We start from the raw sequence: 16,691 nt of genomic DNA, 5'->3' as shown, positions 1-16,691 counted from the left end.
AACGTTCCGGCAGAATTCGTGCCAATAGCGTTTTGGAGGAGTTAGCGCCGAAAGGCTTCGAAAGCGTCCAGGATACCGAGGTCTTCTTCCGATCGATCGCGCCATCGGTCGGGTCCGGTGTTCGGGTAGATCAGCAGCGACAGGGTGATGTCGTGGTACTCGGAAAACACGACGGACTCGAACACGGGCTCGGCCGGGTTCCATACGCCTGAAGCATGCTGGATTTCTGTGAGGCCGCTCCCTGGACCGAGCGCCGCAAGCGACGTCGCTGGGATCGGCGTCGTCACCTGCCGGGCCTTGAAGAAAACGCGGGATTTGAACAGCGGCTCGCTGCCCCACGACCAGTCGATGAATCCATCCCGGCTGACCACCAGCATAGCGCGTTGCTTGGTATCCTTCAGCCAATTGAGTACGGCAGCTGTCAAAGATACTTCATACCTCTGCCGAATCGGCTCGAACTGTGCGAGCGTCGGGCGCCGAAATTCCGCAGTTTGCACGCGGAAATCGTCCGGCGGCATGAGCACGAAGGTGGCAAAGGCGTTCGCCTCTACCTCCATCTGCCCATAAGCCGAATCCCGGCTCCACATGTCCCGTCGCGAGCAATAGAACGGTTGTCCGCTCAGGTGGCGGTGGGCAAGATAGTGCCGTTGGGCACGAGGGCACCTTCGTACTTTCCGTGGAAGTCGCGGCCTTGGACCAGGGTGATCGAATCGTCTGGAAAGACGTTTCGCGAATAGTCCAGCGCGATCTCCGCAATGCGGATGGGAAACCTCGGCTGTCCGAGCAGTTCTTTTCCCTGCTTGACGTATGCCGATACACGGGAAGCCCATCCGCTCCATGTGGTCGGCATCCTCACTTCTTTTTGCTCCACGTGTCGATCATGTCCATGATCCTGCCCTTGGTGTCTTCGTCTAAGCGATTGAATTTGCGGAAAAAAGCTTCCTTGACTTGAGCATCGTCAAACTCGGCGTTGTCATCGGTCAAATAGTCGGTCGTGACCCCGAGAACGCGAGCTATGTCCACCAGTTTTTCGGCGGAGGGCTTCCGCTCATCGCGATTCTCGAGCTCCCATAGGTAACTCTTGCTAGCGCCAGAAAGTCGGGCGAGTTCGTCTAGGGAGTACCCCTTGGCGGTTCGCAATTGTTTGAGCTTCTCGCGGAGCGTCGTCGGCATGCCTTGTGGATTCTCCTAGTGTTTTGAAGGGCTTGCGTTGTTCGATGTATACCGCACGATGGCGTACTTGACAACCGAACGCTTTCTATGTTCGATATGCCGAACGAAAGCGCACCACAGGAGCGTATGCCAATGGCCCATAGAAGTCCAGACACTCATCACGTCGTTCCCAATACCTCCGGCGGCTGGGACGTCAAGCGCGGCGGTGGCGAAAGGGCCAGCGGCCATTACGATACCAAGCGGGCGGCGATCGAAGCTGGTCGCGAGATCAGTCGCAATCAGCATACCGAACTGCGCATCCATAATCGCGATGGCCGAATCGCCAGCAGTGACAGCCACGGCGGCGATCCGAGCCCGCCGAAAGGCTAAGCCAAACCAAGGAGAATCAGATGAGCGAGCAGGAGCACGGCCCCGGAGGGGGTAATCAGGGCAACGGCGGCAATCCCGCACCGGGCGGGAGCCAGGGTCACACGTTCGACCTGATCGTCAATCGCAGCGAATACAAGTGGGCGACGGAAACCATTACCGGTGCGCAGATCAAGCAACTGGCGGGTAGCCCGCAGGACTGGGTGGTGAACCAGATCGTCCCGGGCCCCGGTGAAGATCCCGAGATCGGCGAAAATCAGTCGGTGCATCTCGAAGAGAAGGCGCCGCCTCCAGGTCGTAAGCGCCGCCGTTCTTCAATTTGCTGAAACGTGCAGAGGGCAAGGATCTCGCGGTGGCAGTATTTCACTCGCACCCACGTGGCAGCGTGGTCGACCACGTGAATCCATCTGGCTGGCGCTCGTGGTATGCCTCGGGTGGGACGGCCACCACCTCTCTGATGATGAAGCGTTCATACACCTCGCCCGTCCAGGGATTCTGGACCCGTGAGCGGCCGCACAGTGCAAGCGCAGCCGCCTCATTTTCATCGGCAAGCAGTAGATTGCGTAGCTGCCTACGATGGTCTTCAAGCATGCGCAGGCTGTAGGGCGATGGATCCTTTGTCGCGCGTGTCTTTGGACCAGAACTTCGGCCTACTATTTTTTCCGATATCGTGGTGATTGGAGAGCGTTGGGAATTCAAAGCGGCGACCGCCGATTCGAATACTCCGGAACTGGATCGCCAGCGCCGTGCCTTCGGCGTCGAGACGTCACGTCAACTTGCCGAGCTCAAAGTTGGGATCGTTGGTCTTGGTGGCACTGGCTCTGCTGTGGCGGCGCTTGTATCGCGGATCGGTGTGCGGCATCTTGCCTTAATCGATCCTGACCATATTGAAGACACGAACCTTGGCCGCTTGCATTTTGCGACGCGCTTCGATGCCAATCTGAAACGCCCGAAGGTTGATGTAGTCGGAGAAGGAATCGCTGAACTGGGACTTCCCACCAGCATTGTGCGCATCCGACACTACAACACGCAATCCGAGGCTCTGGCTGTCTTGCGCGCTTGCGACGTGGTGTTCGGCTGCACCGACGATCATCTCGGCCGTGAGGTGCTCAACCGGCTTGCCCATTTCTATTACGTTCCTGTGATCGATCTCGGCCTCTTGATCGAACCAAACGACCAGGGTGGGTATGACACCTTCGACGCGTAACTGTGGTTCAACCGGGCTACCCGTGTCAAACGTGCCGCGGCCTTATCAATGAGGAGGAGATGTTCCTGGATAGTCTGCGGCAGGATGCCGAACTTCTGGAGGCACGTCGTCGAGCAGGCTATGTGCCGAACAATCCCGATCCCAATCCGGTGGTGGTGACGTTCACGACAGAGGTCGCCGCGATGGCTGTCAACGAACTCTTTTATCGCCTGAATGGATTTCGCGGTCCCGACGAGCGGGCTTCGGAGCACGTGCGCTCTTGCAAATATATGAAGGATGCGGACACGCTGCCACAAGGCAAGTCCAGGTCGGAATGCAAGCTCTGCGGCCGCCGGCATTATGATGGTCGCGGCGACATGGTACCATTGCTCGATCTGGTGTTGTGATGAAGCTCCGGTTGCCTCTCTCGTGGGTCGAATGGCTTGGCGCACACCGCGTTTTGCGGCGCCCCTATTTTCTGGCATGCGAAGTGCCGGAAGCGCCCGCAACATTGGCGCCAAGGGTGCTCTATCACGAGGTTCGCGACGGGTATCCGAAATGGGCACACCTAACGTGTCCCCATTGCGGCGAACACATCCAGCTGCAGACCGCGCAGGCGCGACAGCGATGGACGCTGAGCGTTGACTGGCTGAATCGTCCGACCGTTTCGCCCTCGATCTGGGAGACACAGGGTTGCGGCGCGCATTTTTTCGTACGGAGGGGTAAGCTTGTTTGGGCTGATGGAGAGCGTCGCTAGGCGGCGGCCCATGTGGGGTAATGTCTGGCTACAAAAGAGCCGCACCTGGTGTTTCGCCGGCCATTGTGACTGAAGGCATTGGCAACGGCGTTGGTGCATGGGTCCGGACTTGAGCGGACGTCGATCTTTGAAGCGGCAGACTATGCCGTGGCCGCCTTGCGGCGGGCGGATTTCGGGCGTGCGCAGGCAAGCATGCGGTTGAGGACGGCGCAGCCGATGGCGACTTCGGTCTTCTGAACGGGAAGCGACCGTGCCCGCAAACGCCGCCCGATGGTGGACTTGTATCGCCCTATGGCGGTCTCGACCAGCGAGCGTTTGCCATAACCGTTGGAGACCTGCCATTTCATCCGGCCGTCTCTGCCGATTGCGGCGATATGCTGGTCCCTTTGGCCGGCAGGTCTATCGTCGAATGGTTCGACCGCGTTGACGCGAGGCGGAATGACGATTGCGGCGGCAGCGCTATGATCGATGACTGCGTCGTAAGTCCGTTTTCCGTCATAGGCGCCGTCAGCAGTAAACTGTCCGATCGGACCGCCAATCTGGTCGAGTAGTGGCTCAACTTGAGAGACATCGCCAGTGTCCTGATCAGTCAGGGTATGGGCAATGATCTCGCCGCTGTCGGCATCCAGTGCCAGATGCAGCTTGCGCCAACTGCGACGGGATCTGGCGCCGTGCTTCTCCTCCAGCCACTGACCCGCGCCGTAGACCTGCAGGCCGGTGCTGTCGACAAGAACATGCACTGGTCCCTCCGGCGGAACCTGGCGATCATGCCGTTTGTTGGGCGATTGCCATGTCCGCGCCCGACGGCTCAGGGTGGTATGATCGGGGACAGCGAGCGCCAGCCCCATCAGTTTCAGCACCGATTCCAGCAAGCCTTCTGCCTGGCGCAGCCGCAGGCCAAACACAAGGCCCAGCGTCAAGGTGGTCTCGATCGCCAGATCAGAATAGCGGTGCTGGTCGCCACGTGTCTTGCGTCTTGGCGCTTGCCACCTGGACAGGGCTTCCGGCATCGACACCCACAGGGTCAAACTGCCGCGATGACGAAGTCCTGCCTCATATTCTGGCCAGTTCGTCACCCTGAACTTCATCTTCTCAATACGATGGCGGCGGCTGGTATTGTGTTTGAAAGGCATGGCTACGCTACAAAGGCTATTGCGGTTACCGCTTGCCTAAACCCACACCAATAAACTATCCGTGCACCAACGCCTTCTTCTGTGGCTACACGCCTGCGGCCAGCCCAACGGCGCTGAAGTCGATGCGAGCCACGATCAAAAGCTTGAACATCCCGCGGCAGACGCCGGGGACGCTGGCTGAAATCGCCCAACAGCTCAATCCACTCCTCCGGGGATGGATAGCCTATTACGGTCGTTACAGCCGTTCGGCCCTGTCCACTCTGGCTGATTACGTCAACCGGAAGCTCAGGGCGTGGATCATGCGTAAGTTCAAGCGCTTTCAGTCCCATAAGACGCGTGCCAGCCTCTTCGTGAGAAAGCTGGCGCGGGAAAATCCAGGACTGTTTGTGCACTGGAAGGCGTTCGGAACGAATACGTTTGCCTGATGGGAGCGGTGTGAATCGAGAGGTTCACGCACCGTTCTGCGAGAGGCCGGCAGGTGAAATCCCTCCGGCCTACTCACCCGTCGACCAACACCAAGCTGACCAAACGCACCGGCTGGGCGCCGAAGGGCGAACGCTTCAGGACGCATGCGCCATTCGGCAAATGGCAGACGCAGACCTTCATCGCCGGGCTGCGATGCCACGATCTTGTCGCGCCGTGGATCGTCAACGCACCCGATGAATGCCGCCATCTTCGAACGCTACGTCGAAACTCAGCTCGCTCCCGAACTGTCGCCCGGCGATGTCGTCATTCTTGACGATGTCGGCTTCCACAGGAACGAGCGTGCCGCACAACTGGTTCGCCAAAGGGGCGCCTGGCTCCTGTTCCTGCCGCCATACTCACCAGATCTCAATCCGTGTATTGATGGCTCCTGCGGGTCAAGGGTATCGGATCGGGTTTGGTGAACAGGTCGGTTGCGGCCATGTATACGGCGTCTGAATGTGCAACGGGATCGCTGCGCGCCCTGATGAATATCCGCTTGGAGAACAGGTCCCACTCAATCGAGCGCGCTCGAGGCGCTTCGGATTAATCGGGGTGTCCTGGTTCTTCGTCTCCGTTTGTTCGCCATCACCTCACTTTGCCCTGACCATTCCGAGAGCCTGTCAGGCTGACTGCGGCTCGTAACGCGATCCGTCCCTCAGGACGGCGAATATTGTTCGTGCCATGCGATGCGCCAAAGCGACGGCGACGATCTTCGTCTTCTTTCGCATCAGCATGCCCGATAGCCAGTCCGAGCTCGGCTCGCGCTTGAGTCTGCATCTGAGCATGATCTGCGCCATGGCGCCCAGATACAGCAAGCGTCGGATATAACGATTGCCCATCTTCGAGATCCGGCCCACCCTCTGCTTGCCTCCGGTGGAGTGCGGCTTGGGAGTGAGGCCGAGCCAGGCGGCATAGTCCCTTGCGCTGCCGAAATTGTCGACATCCGGCGTCGTCGCCGCGATGATCGTCGCCGACAGCATCCCCACACCTGGGATTGTGGCTAGACGCTGGCTTGTCTCGCTTTGCGCGTAGGTCTCTTCGAGCTCGTCGGTCAGCCGCTCGATCCGCTTGTCCGTCTCGGCCAACTGATCGAAGAGCAAACTCACAGGCATTCGAGCTACTTCCGGCAGTTGATCCAGTTGATCCTTCAGTCGATTGACGTTCTGCGCGCCCTTCGCCGCGATGACGCCGAACTCCGTCATGTGGGCCCGGATCGCGTTGCCGATCTGCGTGCGCTGGCGAACCAGAAAGTCTCGCGTGCGGTGAAGAACCAGAACCGACGAGCAGGCTTCGCTCTTGATGGCGACAAACCGCATGGAGGGGCGTGTCACGGCTTCACAGATGGCGGCCGCATCCGCAGCATCCGTCTTCCCGCGCTTCACGTAAGGCTTCACATAGGAGGGCGGCATCAGCCGGACGTCGTGCCCCATCTCCAGAAGCCTGCGCCCCCAATCGTGAGAACCTGCGCAAGCCTCCATGCCGATCAGGCATCGTGGACGCTTCTGGAAAAACACCAGCAACTGGCTGCGGCGAAGCTGACGGCGTACGAGAACCCGACCGTTCCCATCGACACCATGGATCTGGAAGACACTCTTTGCGAGGTCGATGCCAACTGTGGCAAGTTCTGACATGGATGGCTCCTTTGCTCGGGACGACAACATCCCAACTATGGCGCAATGCGACGCCGGGAGCAGGAGCCATCCACACCATCAATCGAGATGGCCTACTCAAAACTCAAGGCACGGCTACGAAAGAAGGCGGCCAGAACCTTCGATACACTCTGCCAGGCTCTCGGCGATATCTGCCACCTGTTCGAGCCAGCCGAATGCTGGAACTTCTTCAAAGCTGCCGGATATGAGGCCAATTAATCGCGACACGCTTTGGAGTTCGCGCCCGAAGCGCCGTGCATGGCCCAGCGCCAAACGGTGCGTTGATCGCTATCGTTGGTTCAGAGGACATGGCAGAGAGCTAAGAATTGGCCGTCGCAGCCTGCGGTGTCAGGACGTCGGTGGCGGGAGCGCGTACATGACAGGCCACCTCACGCCCATCCGCCATTGGCACCAAAGGCGGCAGGTCGATGCGGCAGCGCTCGACCGCGAGCGGGCAGCGCGGGTGGAACGCGCACCCGCTCGGCGGATTGATCGGGCTTGGCACCTCGCCCTCGACGGGCACCTCCAGCCGAGCTCGTGTCGGATCCGGCACCGGGGCTGCCGCGATCAGCGCCTCGGCATAGGGATGGACCGGGTTGGCGAAGAGCGCCTCGCTCGGGGCGAGCTCCACGATCCGCCCTAGGTACATGACCGCCACGCGATGCGCGATATGCTCCACGACGCCGAGGTCATGCGAGATGAAGACGAAGGCGATGCCCATCTGCTGCTGGAGATCCAGAAGCAGATTTAAGATCTGCGCCTGCACGGAGACGTCGAGGGCTGACACCGCCTCGTCGGCGATGATGAGCGAGGGGGTGAGCGACAAGGCGCGTGCAATGCCGAGCCGCTGGCGCTGGCCGCCCGACAATTCTGAAGGGAGCCTGTGCATCATTTCGGGCGACATTCCGACTTTTCGGAGAAGGTCCGCAGAGAGTGCCTGGCGCTTCTTCCGGCTGAGACGCTCAAAGTTCTCGACGGGTTCGGTGATGATTTGCCCGGCTGTGAGGCGTGGGTTCAGCGACGAGTAAGGGTCCTGAAACACCATCTGCATCCGACGGCGCCACGCGTGAAGCGCGTCCTTCTTGAAGTCCGCAATGTCAGTTCCCTCGATCAGCACGCGCCCGCCCGTCGGTTCGACGAGCCGCATCAAGAGCCGCGCGACGGTGGACTTGCCGCAGCCGGATTCGCCGACGATGCAGAGCGTCTCGCCAGCCTCGACGCTGAAGGAAACGTCCTCCACCGCCCGGATCACCGGAATGGTTTTCTTGAATAGGCCCGATCCAAGCGGATAGTGCTTGGTCAGATTCTCGACTTTCAGCAGAGGACCGTTCATGCGCCCATCACCTCTTCGGCGCGCCAGCAAGCCGCGACGTGGCTCGACGCGATCTCACGCAGGTCGGGTGTCTTTTCGCGGCAAATGTCTATAGCGAACGGGCAGCGAGGCGCAAAACTGCAGCCCACAATAGGCTCGCGAAGACTTGGGACAATGCCGGGAATTTCTGGAAGGCGCCGCTGTCGGCCGCGGCGCGGATCAGGCACCGATCGCATGAGGCCCTGAGTGTAGGGATGCGTGGGGCGCGCGAATAGATCGATTACGGGCGCCTGCTCAACGATCCGGCCGGCGTACATGACAATCACGCGCTGGCATGTCTCGGCCACGACGCCAAGATCATGCGTGATGAACATGACGGCCGTTCCCGTGCGCTCCTTCAGATCCACGATGAGCCTCAGGATCTGCGCCTGGATCGTGACGTCAAGCGCGGTCGTCGGCTCGTCGGCGATCAAGAGTTCCGGCGAGCAGGCAAGAGCCATGGCGATCATGGCACGTTGGCGCATGCCGCCTGACATTTCGTGCGGATAGTTGTTGACGCGACGCTCCGGATCCGCGATGCGGACGAGTCGGAGCATCTCTTCGGCCTTTGCCCTGGCCACCGAGCGGGACGTTTTTGTGTGGATCTGCACTGCCTCGGCGATCTGGCGGCCGACCGTATAGACCGGGTTCAGGCTCGTCATCGGCTCCTGGAAGATCATGGCGATCTGGTGGCCGCGGATCTTTCGCATCTGGCCATCGGACAGATCAAGGAGGTCGCGTCCGTGGAAGCGGATCTCGCCGCCAACCGTCCTGGCGGTCATCTTCGGCAGCAGGCGAAGAATGGAGAGAGCGGTGACGCTCTTTCCGCATCCCGATTCGCCGACGACGCCCAGCGTTTCGCCTTTGTTTACGTGAAAACTGATGCCACTTAGGGCTCGCGTGGTACTTTCTTCGCCGTAAAAGTGTGTCTCAAGATCTCGCACCTCGAGAAGCATGTCATCGACAGCGGATTCTCGCATGAGCATGTCAGCGCCTCCGCTTCGTGCGGGGATCGAACATGTCGCGCAGGCCATCCCCGAGCAGGTTGACGGCAAGGACCGTGACGGCAAGGCAGATGCCGGGGGCGAAAATTGTCGACGGGGCGATAGCGAGATACAGTCGAGAGCTCGCGATCATGTTCCCCCAGCTCGGAATCTCGGGCGGCACGCCCACGCCGAGGAAGCTCAGGCCAGCCTCTGTCAGGATCGCATCCGCGCAGACTATAGCGCTCTGCACCATAAGCGGCGGAATGGTGCTCGGCAGGATATGCCGCCACAAAACTTTCGGCAGGCGCGCACCGCCACAGACCGCGGCCTCCACATAAGCACGCTCCCGAACGCTCAGAACCGCCGAACGAACAAGCCGCGCGACGCTCGGCAGCTGGGGGATGGTGACGGCGACGATGAGAATGCCGATTCCGGGGCCTGTCAGAGAAATAAGAGCGATGGCCAGCAGAATCGTTGGGATCGACATCAGGCCGTCCATTAACCGCATGATGACGTTATCAAAGCTGCGCACATAACCGGCGATGACACCGATCAGAAGCCCGCCCACAGCCGCGCCTGCTGCCGACGTCAATCCGACCATGAGTGAGATCCGGGCGCCAAACACTGTTCGTGCAAAGACGTCGCGACCCAAATTGTCTGTCCCGAACCATATCTCGGCGGATGGTGGCTGAAGGCGCTTGAAGGGATCCATGTTCAACGGATCGCCGGCGTAAAGGGGGCCACCGAGCGCCAGAATGATCAATAGCGCCAACAGGCCGCCGCCTATCACGACCAACGGATGCCGCCTTGCCAGACGGGGAAGGTCAGCTACTCGCAGGCGGCCCGTCGGCAGGTATTCAATTGGTGCGGAGAGGAGCGTCATAAATCAGTACCGGATGCGGGGGTCGACCAGAGTGTAGGAAAGATCAACTGAGAGATTAATTAAGACGTACAGACCTGAAACCAGGATGAGCACACCTTGAATGATGGGATAGTCGCGGTTGTTGATCGCATCGACCACCAGACGACCGACACCAGGTATGTTGAACACCGTTTCTGTGATGACGACACCGCCAATTAGACCTGCGAAACTTAGGCCGATCACGGTGAGGATCGGGACCCCCGCATTCTTCAGAGCGTGGTGGAAAAGCATGGCATACGGCGATGCGCCCTTGGCTGCGGCTGTTCGCATATAGTCTTCCGACAGAACTTCGAGCATGCTCGCCCGCGCGATCCGGGCGATGAAGGCAGTGTAGGGAATGCTCAAAGTCACCGTCGGCAGGATCAGGTGCACAAACCATGGCCTAAAGCCATGGTCGATAGGCTTGTATCCTTGGACCGGCAGCCAATGTGTTCTGATCGCGAATAGGTATACGAGAAAGAAGCCGACGACAAACACCGGGACGGAAAAACCAAGTGTCGCGAATACCGTCAGGGTGCGATCAATAAGACGCCCAGCTCGCCACGCGGCAAGGATGCCGAAGGAGACCCCCATCGTCACCGAAACGATCATCGTCAGGATCGACAGGGAAATGGTCGGTTCCAGCCGCTGCGAGATTAGCTCAAGAACGGGGCGCTGAGAAAAAATTGATTTCCCGAAGTCGCCGCCGAGGATGCGCAGGGACCAATTTCCAAACTGAACAGGGACCGGCTCATTGAGTCCTAGCTGCTCCCGGATGCTGGCTATCGTTTCTTCGCGGGCCATTTCGCCGGCGATGAGGGCCGCTGGATCGCCGGGTGCCAGCCTCAGAAGCAGAAAGATAAAGATACCGACCATCGCCATCACGGCGATGGTCGAGACGAGCCTGCGAAGGATGTAGGCAGCCATTGCTCAGACTTTTCGCATGTTCCACATCGGAAGGTATTGGACATGCGTCTCGAGTAGGTCTGTGAGCGCCTTGCGGTGCGCGATTGGCGAGACAATTTGACCCAGCAAAACCATTCCGACGAAATCCCACCAAACGTGTTGTAACTTGCGGGCCAGCGCCTTGCGTTCTTCGAGCGTGTCGACATTTGCCCATTTGGCCCGAAGAGCCTCATATTCGTCGTTTTGCGGCCACCCGTACCAGGCTCTTTCGCCATTCGCGCCTAGGGGAGCTGCCGCGATTGGATTACCGAGGGCGAAATCGGGCCAGTAGGAGATGAAGATGTTCCAGCCGCCATTTTCGATGGGTCCCTTGTTCGCCCGACGCGTGGCAAGTTCGGAGAACGACATTGGCGCAAGATCGGCATTAACGCCGATCTTGCGCAGCGAAGCCGCCAGAAGCTGCGAGGCATTGCTACCCGTCGCCCAATCCGTGGGCTGCAGAATGACGACTTTCGCGCCGGCGTATCCCGCCTCCGCGAATAGCTGCTTTGCCTTTTCCGGGTCGCCTCCTTTCTTAAACCATTCCGTATTTTCGTCATTCGAGTACGAGGTGTTGTTTCCAAACATTGAAGTAATATTGCGGCGGTATTTCTGGTCGGTAGATATAATCTGCAGAAAAGCGTCCTGATCGATCAAGTGAAGCATTGCCTGGCGCGCCTTCACATTGTCAAACGGCGGCTGTAGGAAGTTCATGCGAACAAAATAGGCGTTACCGGCTCTATTTAAAACCTGGAGTTCAAGATTTGGATCATTCTCAATCACAGGGTAAAGATCGGGAGAGGGTCCGGAGAGGAAATCAACCTCGCCGGCCTGCAAAGCTGCCAAAGCGGTCTGCGGATCGGTGATAGTCTCAAAGATCATACGGTCGACATTTACGACTTTGCCACCGGCGTATCCACTGGCTGGTTCGCTGCGTGGCACGTATTTTTCGTTGCGGTCATAAGTGGAGCTTGCGCCGGGCTTGTAAAGAGCATGATTGAATTTGAGCGGCCCCGATCCGATGTTCGCCGTCACCTGCTCGGTTGGAGGGCGGTCTGCATCGTTCTCGCGCATAATAGGTAGATAATACCCGGCCAATGACCCCAGCAGCTCCGTAAGAATCCCCAGCGGCTCGTTCAGTGCGATCGCGAATGTCCTGTCGTCTTTCTTCGAGATATCCTTGGTTCGCTCCATAAGCCGCTGCCCGGCGGAATCCACTTGGGTCCACCGACGGATCGAGGCCACGCAGTCCCCCGCAGTAACGGGTGTGCCGTCGTGCCAGCCCAAGCCGTCACGGAGTTCGAACGTATAGGTCTTCTGGTCGTCGGAAACGCCCCATTTCCCTACCATCTGCGGCTGCGGCGTATGTTCGGAGTCGAGCGCGAACAGCGTGTCGTAAATCGCTAGGGCGTGCTGGTAGGTCATGTTTTCTGTCGATAAGAGCGGATCGAAGATGCGGAGATCTCCCATTGCCATGCGGACCGTCCGAGCGTCGGCTGACGATGTCTGGGCCCGAAGAACCGACGGAATCGAAAAAGCCGTTCCTGCGGCCATGCTTATCTTAAATAGATCGCGCCGAGAGATTGTCATGTTCCACTCCTTCGTTTTGACCGGAGGCTCAGGTCGCGCCGCCAATTTTTGCTGATCCGGATGGGCTTCTTTGCTCAGGGTTCGATGATCGGAAGATCTATGTGACAACCGTCTGGGCCACGATGAAACTTCAGGAAGGGCGGCGCCCCGTCGGCGGGCACATTGGCAAACACCTTCTCACTGCCGGCGAGACATACCCTCAGGCGGTAACCCGCTGGCAGCCGAACGGAGATCGGATGCATCGTGAACTCAAGGATGGCGGGCTCGCCCGGCGTGAGCGGTTCGGCATCGCGTTTCAAATAGCTATGCTGCGGTCCAAGGACGCTGAAAGGTGACTCGGTCCACACCTTCCGGTGTAGGGCGCGCATCTGACCTTCCGTGAGATAACAGCAGATCCCGTCCGGCTTTACGGCTTCGAGGTAGACGAAGAAGCTACCGTCCTCGCGAGTCGAAGTTATCTTCAGATGGATGATAGGATGTCCGGTGATCTCGATGTCACGCGTCAACGGCTCGCTCGTGTAGGCGAGGCGAGAGGCATCGAACTGTCGCCGATCTCCATAATCGACCTTCAGTCCGCCGCTCATCTGGGTTTCCCACCGGGTCGTGTCGACGTCAACGGCCGTCGGGTCGACTTGGAGTGAGTCCAAGCCCGCCTCGTCGGGCGATGTGTTCAGGCGGAAACTACTCGCTATGTACCACCGTCGGCGGGTGGCCGGGACCGGCCAAGAGCTGGTCGACTTCCACGCGCCTTCCCCGAGCGTGTAATAATGCAGGACCTTCCCTTGCTCGCGGGCAGCCTGGCCGTTGACGCACAAGTCCGCGAAGCGGATGTCATTTGCCTCCTGGGTCGCCGGCGTTGGAAGGATCATCTCACCGGGGGCGCGGAGGGGATCGTAAGGATAGTCGCCGCCATGGTTCCAAGGACCGATGATCACGTTCATCGGGTTTGAGAGTCTCACGAAGCACCGGATAGCTCCCTGCGCTGTGCCAGCGTCGAACCAGCCCGCCCAGTTTTGGATCGGCACGCCCGAGCGAGAGACCCGGTCTGCTGCCTCCTGAGGACTCCAGTCGAGCATGGACACTCCGCCCCAAGTGGCGGGACGGTCGTCTTTGAACGTCACCTGCTGGAAACCCTCCCAGCAGGAAGGCACCGGCTCGTGATCGAGCAGGGCCACCTCGAGGTCTGCCTCGCCGTCCGCTCCAACCGGACGAACGCCCGGCGAGGGCTGGCGCACGCCTTCTTTCGAGTTGAATTTCACATTGCGATTCAGCTCTTTTTGCCTGGTGCACGAGCCTTGCGCCAAGCGGCTAAAACAAATCCCACCCGGGAAATAGCAATCTTCATAGAGATCGTAGTCGGCAAACCGCGGGATGATGCCCTTCAGCGCCGGATGATTTCGCTCAGGCATCCACAGCGCAGTGTCGGCGGTATAGGACATGCCGTACCCGACCACACGGCCCGTGGACCAGGGCTGCGCAACGATCCAGTCGAGCACTTCGCTGAAATCCTCCGTTTCGGTGCGCGAAGTGTGATGTCGCCACTCGCCGAAAGAGGCGCCGGTGCCCCGGACATCTCCAACGACCACAGCAAACCCATGTGGTACAAACAGGTCAGCGAACTTGTTGGACGATTCTCCGTTGATGCCGCGCCAGTAGCGCGTCATCACCAGCATGGTGTCGCGCTTCGTGTTGACGCACTCGTCCGCTGGGCGAACGACATCCAAAGCAAGCCTCACCCCATCGCGCATGGTCACGTACGCCGACAGCAGCGGGCCAACCTTATACAGCCCCGCAGCACCGCGAACGAGATCAAAGTGGAGGATAGAATCTGACGTTTCGTGACGAGAGAAGCTCATGCAGTTCTCCTGAAGATAATGTGAAACGCTTGGCCTTCTTGCTTCGTAACGACTTCGTCTATTCTCTTGAGAGGCTGTTCTCGCAAGGTTCCTCAAAAATCATTGCACGTCTAATAATTTTTGGGCATAGATTAATAGCGAGAGAGCAACATTCACCATTTTCCGGGCGTTCGTCGTGACCGCCGGGCGCGGCGGATATATCGCTGCGGCGCGCTCCCTGAACATCGCGCAATCGGCTTTAAGCCGAACAATTGTCGAGGTTGGGGAGGAACTGGGCACCCGCCTGTTCGAGCGCACTAGAAGAGTGGTCCTTACGTCGTCCGGCGAATAGCTATTGATGAATGCGCGCCGTGTTCTTGAGGAATTCGGCAGCGCGCGTCATGGTTTCAGCTTTACCATAGCGGACTAAACGGGGTGGTGAGCCTAGCGGCCCTTTGTTCGGTCGCGTCCATCGTGCTGCCAAAGGTCATTTCCGAATTCCGGAAAAACTAGGTCCAAACGCGGCGCAGATTAGAGCAATATCGCAGGCAGCTGACGTTCAGCGCGACTATCCTCCATCCTTTGCGCGGGGGCCAGCGATTGGCAGCGGGGCAATGGACGCGCCAGCTGTTGACGCATTGCCGCTTTGGCCGCAGTGGTTGCACGGCTCGACATGCGCGCCGAGCGCGGCGATCCGGCATGGTTCAATCGCGGCCAAGACGCGAAACTGGGCGGTCGAAAATCGACGCATTCTGCTGGGCACGATAGGTCTCGCTGGTTGCGGCCCCGAGCCTGCCAACGCGCCTGCTCAGAAGTACTTCAGAAGTACTGAGGCTCGGCGGGCGGCGACAGGGTGGGCGCCGGAATCGGCAAGAGAGGGATTCGACGAGGCGCACATCTTGTTGGCGGCGGTTCGCGGTAATGGGCTGTAGTCGCGAGGCCAGCCGCCTCGTCTTGACGGCTCGGTCGATCCGACCCTGGCGGCCGCCATCGTGGATGCCTTGCGTGTGCGGCGGTGATTGCGCTTAGCGGCGACGTGAAGGTCGTGGTGGCGACGCAGCCGGTCGACTTTCGCCGGGGCATCAATGGGCCTCGTTGCCTTTGTCGCCTCGGCTCTGCAGCCGATCCCTACTGCGGTGACGTCTTTGTCTTCCGCGCCAAGCGCGGCCCTGGCATCTTCCTCTCCATCGTCAGTCGAAGATCTTCTCGGGTTACGGTATCCGTGGCAGGCTTGGCGGCTGGGTCGGACGGGCCGCCTAGTGGTGAGGCCGCCGGCGCAAGAGCAATGTCGCACCTTTGCAGCTTGCCTTTTTGTCTGGCCCATGCTCGGCGCAAGTTTGTCGAGGTGGTCAAGACGACGGGCTCGGGCGAGGGGCTGGCGGAGGTCGCCGCTATTGCCGAGATCTACCGGATCGAGGAATGCATCCGCGGCATGGGCGCCGAGCAGCACCTGTCGGTGCGCAAGGCCGGGAGCGCTCCGCTCATGGCGGCACTGAGGAGCGGCTGAAGATGCTGATCGATGAGGTCTCGGCCAAGTCGTCGCTCGGCAAGGCTTGATGTTTTGATGGGTATTCGGCTTGAGCCCTGTCTGCGACGGCAATGGTTAGGGATGCAGCGTTTCGAGCTGATGATAGCGTGAGAGTATCGCCTCACAAGCATCAGGAAAGGAAGGCTGCATGAAGCATTACGCTGGACTGGACGTCTCTCTCAAAGAGACTTCGATCTGCATCGTGGACGAAACGGGTTCGATCTGCCGGGAGCTGAAGGTGCCCAGCCACCCGGAAGACCTTGCTCGGGCGCTCCAGGCCTCCGCATGGCAACTGGTCCGAATCGGGCTGGAAGCTGGCCGAAGCAGGCTTGCCCGTAGTCTGCATCGAGACCCGCCACACGAAGGCGTTCCTCAAGGCGCAGGTGAACAAGACCGACCGCAACGATGCGCGCGGCATCGCCCAGATGATGCGGGTCAACCTGTTCCGGCCAGTGCACGTCAAGACAGTAACGAGCCAGCAGCGCCGAGCCCTGCTCACCGCTCGAAAGCTGCTGCAGGAGAAGGCCATCGCGATCGAGAACGACATCCGCGGCTTGCTGCGTAACTTCGGCCTCAAGGTGGGCATCACCGGTAAGGTGGGATTTGAGGTCCGGGTACGGGAACTTGCTGACGGTATGCCAGAGCTGGCGGACATCACCGCATTCCTGCTCGCCGCCAGGCAGACACTGCGGGAGGAACTGAGCCCACAAGCGTTCGCCGTTTGCGATGGCCTATTGATCAATGGCACGGCCGAACCGCCGGCGCCGAGCGTCGTGAACTGGATACCGTAGCACCTACGGAATGACGGAGCGGCGGCGACCGGGAG

19 protein-coding genes and 4 pseudogenes are annotated in these 16,691 nt (G+C 59.7%); 12 read left to right on the top strand and 11 right to left on the bottom strand.

The features are described from left to right. Positions 1 to 41 precede the first annotated feature (41 nt). The 3 genes from NKI73_RS22440 to NKI73_RS22430 are packed head-to-tail and all read right to left on the bottom strand — an operon-like array spanning position 42 to position 1,173. A complete protein-coding gene (locus NKI73_RS22440) occupies positions 42 to 587 on the bottom strand; it encodes an ImmA/IrrE family metallo-endopeptidase (RefSeq protein WP_352633028.1) in 546 nt (181 codons plus the stop codon). Between the two features lie 32 nt (positions 588 to 619). After that, the gene (locus NKI73_RS22435) at positions 620 to 850 is read right to left on the bottom strand and encodes a hypothetical protein (RefSeq protein WP_352633027.1); all 231 of its coding nucleotides are present in this window, start codon (positions 848 to 850) and stop codon (positions 620 to 622) included. A gap of 2 nt (positions 851 to 852) precedes the next feature. Then, positions 853 to 1,173 (bottom strand): helix-turn-helix domain-containing protein, encoded by a 321-nt coding sequence (locus NKI73_RS22430; protein WP_023785140.1) that lies wholly within the window; start codon positions 1,171 to 1,173, stop codon positions 853 to 855. Between the two features lie 87 nt (positions 1,174 to 1,260). Between NKI73_RS22430 and NKI73_RS22425 the strand changes: the two genes are divergently transcribed. The 5 genes from NKI73_RS22425 to NKI73_RS22405 all read left to right on the top strand — a co-directional run bounded on the left by NKI73_RS22425 (position 1,261) and on the right by NKI73_RS22405 (position 3,482). After that, positions 1,261 to 1,542: a DUF2188 domain-containing protein gene (locus NKI73_RS22425; RefSeq protein ID WP_502909586.1), complete on the top strand. Its 282-nt coding sequence runs from the start codon at positions 1,261 to 1,263 to the stop codon at positions 1,540 to 1,542. A 20-nt stretch (positions 1,543 to 1,562) separates the two neighbouring features. Next, positions 1,563 to 1,865, top strand: coding sequence for a multiubiquitin domain-containing protein (locus NKI73_RS22420; protein WP_023785142.1), 303 nt, complete (start codon positions 1,563 to 1,565; stop codon positions 1,863 to 1,865). Between the two features lie 347 nt (positions 1,866 to 2,212). Further along, complete coding sequence (locus NKI73_RS22415; protein WP_352633026.1) at positions 2,213 to 2,746, top strand: HesA/MoeB/ThiF family protein; 534 nt, start codon at positions 2,213 to 2,215, stop codon at positions 2,744 to 2,746. 59 nt (positions 2,747 to 2,805) lie between these two features. Beyond that, on the top strand, positions 2,806 to 3,132 hold the full coding sequence (locus NKI73_RS22410; RefSeq protein ID WP_352633025.1) for a hypothetical protein: 327 nt from the start codon (positions 2,806 to 2,808) through the stop codon (positions 3,130 to 3,132). Further along, a complete protein-coding gene (locus tag NKI73_RS22405; RefSeq protein ID WP_084567619.1) occupies positions 3,132 to 3,482 on the top strand; it encodes a ubiquitination-like system serine protease family protein in 351 nt (116 codons plus the stop codon). Before NKI73_RS22410 ends, NKI73_RS22405 begins: the two co-directional genes overlap by 1 nt. Before the next feature lie 140 nt (positions 3,483 to 3,622). On the opposite strand, the gene NKI73_RS22400 is transcribed toward NKI73_RS22405, so the two are convergent. Beyond that, entirely contained in the window at positions 3,623 to 4,615 is a 993-nt protein-coding gene (locus NKI73_RS22400) for an IS5 family transposase (protein WP_023785144.1), read from the bottom strand. 32 nt (positions 4,616 to 4,647) lie between these two features. Here NKI73_RS22400 and NKI73_RS22395 point away from each other — a divergent pair, with 32 nt between their 5' ends. Both NKI73_RS22395 and NKI73_RS22390 read left to right on the top strand, forming a co-directional pair. Then, complete coding sequence (locus NKI73_RS22395) at positions 4,648 to 5,040, top strand: group II intron maturase-specific domain-containing protein (protein ID WP_245275662.1); 393 nt, start codon at positions 4,648 to 4,650, stop codon at positions 5,038 to 5,040. A gap of 144 nt (positions 5,041 to 5,184) precedes the next feature. Continuing rightward, on the top strand, positions 5,185 to 5,502 hold the full coding sequence (locus NKI73_RS22390; RefSeq protein ID WP_352633024.1) for a transposase: 318 nt from the start codon (positions 5,185 to 5,187) through the stop codon (positions 5,500 to 5,502). Positions 5,503 to 5,700: 198 nt separating this feature from the next. Here the strand turns inward: NKI73_RS22390 and NKI73_RS22385 are convergent, their stop codons facing one another. Then, positions 5,701 to 6,711 carry an IS110 family RNA-guided transposase gene (locus NKI73_RS22385; RefSeq protein ID WP_023832783.1) on the bottom strand — a complete coding sequence of 337 codons (1,011 nt, stop codon included), beginning with the start codon at positions 6,709 to 6,711 and terminating at the stop codon, positions 5,701 to 5,703. Between the two features lie 66 nt (positions 6,712 to 6,777). Between NKI73_RS22385 and NKI73_RS22380 the strand changes: the two are divergent. Next, positions 6,778 to 6,948 (top strand): annotated as a pseudogene (locus tag NKI73_RS22380) (IS630 family transposase); the annotation flags it as partial. Between the two features lie 100 nt (positions 6,949 to 7,048). On the opposite strand, the gene NKI73_RS22375 reads toward NKI73_RS22380, so the two are convergent. From NKI73_RS22375 to NKI73_RS22350, 6 genes are all read right to left on the bottom strand, one after another. After that, positions 7,049 to 8,062 carry an ABC transporter ATP-binding protein gene (locus tag NKI73_RS22375; RefSeq protein WP_023783277.1) on the bottom strand — a complete coding sequence of 338 codons (1,014 nt, stop codon included), beginning with the start codon at positions 8,060 to 8,062 and terminating at the stop codon, positions 7,049 to 7,051. Next, on the bottom strand, positions 8,059 to 9,066 hold the full coding sequence (locus tag NKI73_RS22370) for an ABC transporter ATP-binding protein (RefSeq protein WP_023783278.1): 1,008 nt from the start codon (positions 9,064 to 9,066) through the stop codon (positions 8,059 to 8,061). The genes NKI73_RS22375 and NKI73_RS22370 overlap by 4 nt, the downstream gene beginning before the upstream one ends. Position 9,067: 1 nt before the next feature. After that, positions 9,068 to 9,949, bottom strand: a complete 882-nt coding sequence (locus NKI73_RS22365) for an ABC transporter permease (RefSeq protein WP_023783279.1) — start codon at positions 9,947 to 9,949, stop codon at positions 9,068 to 9,070. 3 nt (positions 9,950 to 9,952) lie between these two features. Next, positions 9,953 to 10,894, bottom strand: a complete 942-nt coding sequence (locus NKI73_RS22360) for an ABC transporter permease (RefSeq protein ID WP_023783280.1) — start codon at positions 10,892 to 10,894, stop codon at positions 9,953 to 9,955. A 3-nt stretch (positions 10,895 to 10,897) separates the two neighbouring features. After that, positions 10,898 to 12,502 (bottom strand): ABC transporter substrate-binding protein, encoded by a 1,605-nt coding sequence (locus NKI73_RS22355; protein ID WP_031240973.1) that lies wholly within the window; start codon positions 12,500 to 12,502, stop codon positions 10,898 to 10,900. A gap of 74 nt (positions 12,503 to 12,576) precedes the next feature. Further along, entirely contained in the window at positions 12,577 to 14,358 is a 1,782-nt protein-coding gene (locus NKI73_RS22350; RefSeq protein WP_023783282.1) for a CocE/NonD family hydrolase, read from the bottom strand. A gap of 130 nt (positions 14,359 to 14,488) precedes the next feature. Here NKI73_RS22350 and NKI73_RS22345 point away from each other — a divergent pair, with 130 nt between their 5' ends. The 4 genes and pseudogenes from NKI73_RS22345 to NKI73_RS22330 all read left to right on the top strand — a co-directional run. Beyond that, positions 14,489 to 14,689: a helix-turn-helix domain-containing protein gene (locus NKI73_RS22345; protein WP_084567515.1), complete on the top strand. Its 201-nt coding sequence runs from the start codon at positions 14,489 to 14,491 to the stop codon at positions 14,687 to 14,689. Positions 14,690 to 15,352: 663 nt separating this feature from the next. Then, positions 15,353 to 15,502: pseudogene (tnpB, locus tag NKI73_RS22340) on the top strand (IS66 family insertion sequence element accessory protein TnpB); the annotation flags it as partial. Positions 15,503 to 15,606: 104 nt separating this feature from the next. After that, positions 15,607 to 15,891: pseudogene (locus tag NKI73_RS22335) on the top strand (IS66 family transposase); the annotation flags it as partial. Between the two features lie 122 nt (positions 15,892 to 16,013). Further along, positions 16,014 to 16,569 (top strand): annotated as a pseudogene (locus NKI73_RS22330) (IS110 family transposase); the annotation flags it as partial. Between the last annotated feature and the right edge of the window lie 122 nt (positions 16,570 to 16,691).

It is taken from the genome of Mesorhizobium sp. M0496 (assembly GCF_040321205.1).
Lineage (GTDB): Bacteria > Pseudomonadota > Alphaproteobacteria > Rhizobiales > Rhizobiaceae > Mesorhizobium.
Note: the sequence above shows the minus strand (reverse complement) of the source record. Positions and strands in the feature narration are given on the sequence as shown.

Excerpts from the sequence above, each read along its gene's own strand:
- NKI73_RS22375 (WP_023783277.1), bottom strand. The coding sequence starts at position 8,062 with ATGAACGGTCCTCTGCTGAAAGTCGAGAATCTGACCAAGCACTATCCG.
- NKI73_RS22370 (WP_023783278.1), bottom strand. The coding sequence starts at position 9,066 with ATGCTCATGCGAGAATCCGCTGTCGATGACATGCTTCTCGAGGTGCGA.
- NKI73_RS22350 (WP_023783282.1), bottom strand. The coding sequence starts at position 14,358 with ATGAGCTTCTCTCGTCACGAAACGTCAGATTCTATCCTCCACTTTGAT.
- NKI73_RS22355 (WP_031240973.1), bottom strand. The coding sequence starts at position 12,502 with ATGACAATCTCTCGGCGCGATCTATTTAAGATAAGCATGGCCGCAGGA.
- NKI73_RS22405 (WP_084567619.1), top strand. The coding sequence starts at position 3,132 with ATGAAGCTCCGGTTGCCTCTCTCGTGGGTCGAATGGCTTGGCGCACAC.
- NKI73_RS22425 (WP_502909586.1), top strand. The coding sequence starts at position 1,261 with ATGTTCGATATGCCGAACGAAAGCGCACCACAGGAGCGTATGCCAATG.
- NKI73_RS22400 (WP_023785144.1), bottom strand. The coding sequence starts at position 4,615 with ATGCCTTTCAAACACAATACCAGCCGCCGCCATCGTATTGAGAAGATG.
- NKI73_RS22430 (WP_023785140.1), bottom strand. The coding sequence starts at position 1,173 with ATGCCGACGACGCTCCGCGAGAAGCTCAAACAATTGCGAACCGCCAAG.
- NKI73_RS22420 (WP_023785142.1), top strand. The coding sequence starts at position 1,563 with ATGAGCGAGCAGGAGCACGGCCCCGGAGGGGGTAATCAGGGCAACGGC.
- NKI73_RS22365 (WP_023783279.1), bottom strand. The coding sequence starts at position 9,949 with ATGACGCTCCTCTCCGCACCAATTGAATACCTGCCGACGGGCCGCCTG.
- NKI73_RS22435 (WP_352633027.1), bottom strand. The coding sequence starts at position 850 with ATGCCGACCACATGGAGCGGATGGGCTTCCCGTGTATCGGCATACGTC.
- NKI73_RS22385 (WP_023832783.1), bottom strand. The coding sequence starts at position 6,711 with ATGTCAGAACTTGCCACAGTTGGCATCGACCTCGCAAAGAGTGTCTTC.
- NKI73_RS22410 (WP_352633025.1), top strand. The coding sequence starts at position 2,806 with ATGTTCCTGGATAGTCTGCGGCAGGATGCCGAACTTCTGGAGGCACGT.
- NKI73_RS22440 (WP_352633028.1), bottom strand. The coding sequence starts at position 587 with ATGTGGAGCCGGGATTCGGCTTATGGGCAGATGGAGGTAGAGGCGAAC.
- NKI73_RS22390 (WP_352633024.1), top strand. The coding sequence starts at position 5,185 with ATGCGCCATTCGGCAAATGGCAGACGCAGACCTTCATCGCCGGGCTGC.
- NKI73_RS22360 (WP_023783280.1), bottom strand. The coding sequence starts at position 10,894 with ATGGCTGCCTACATCCTTCGCAGGCTCGTCTCGACCATCGCCGTGATG.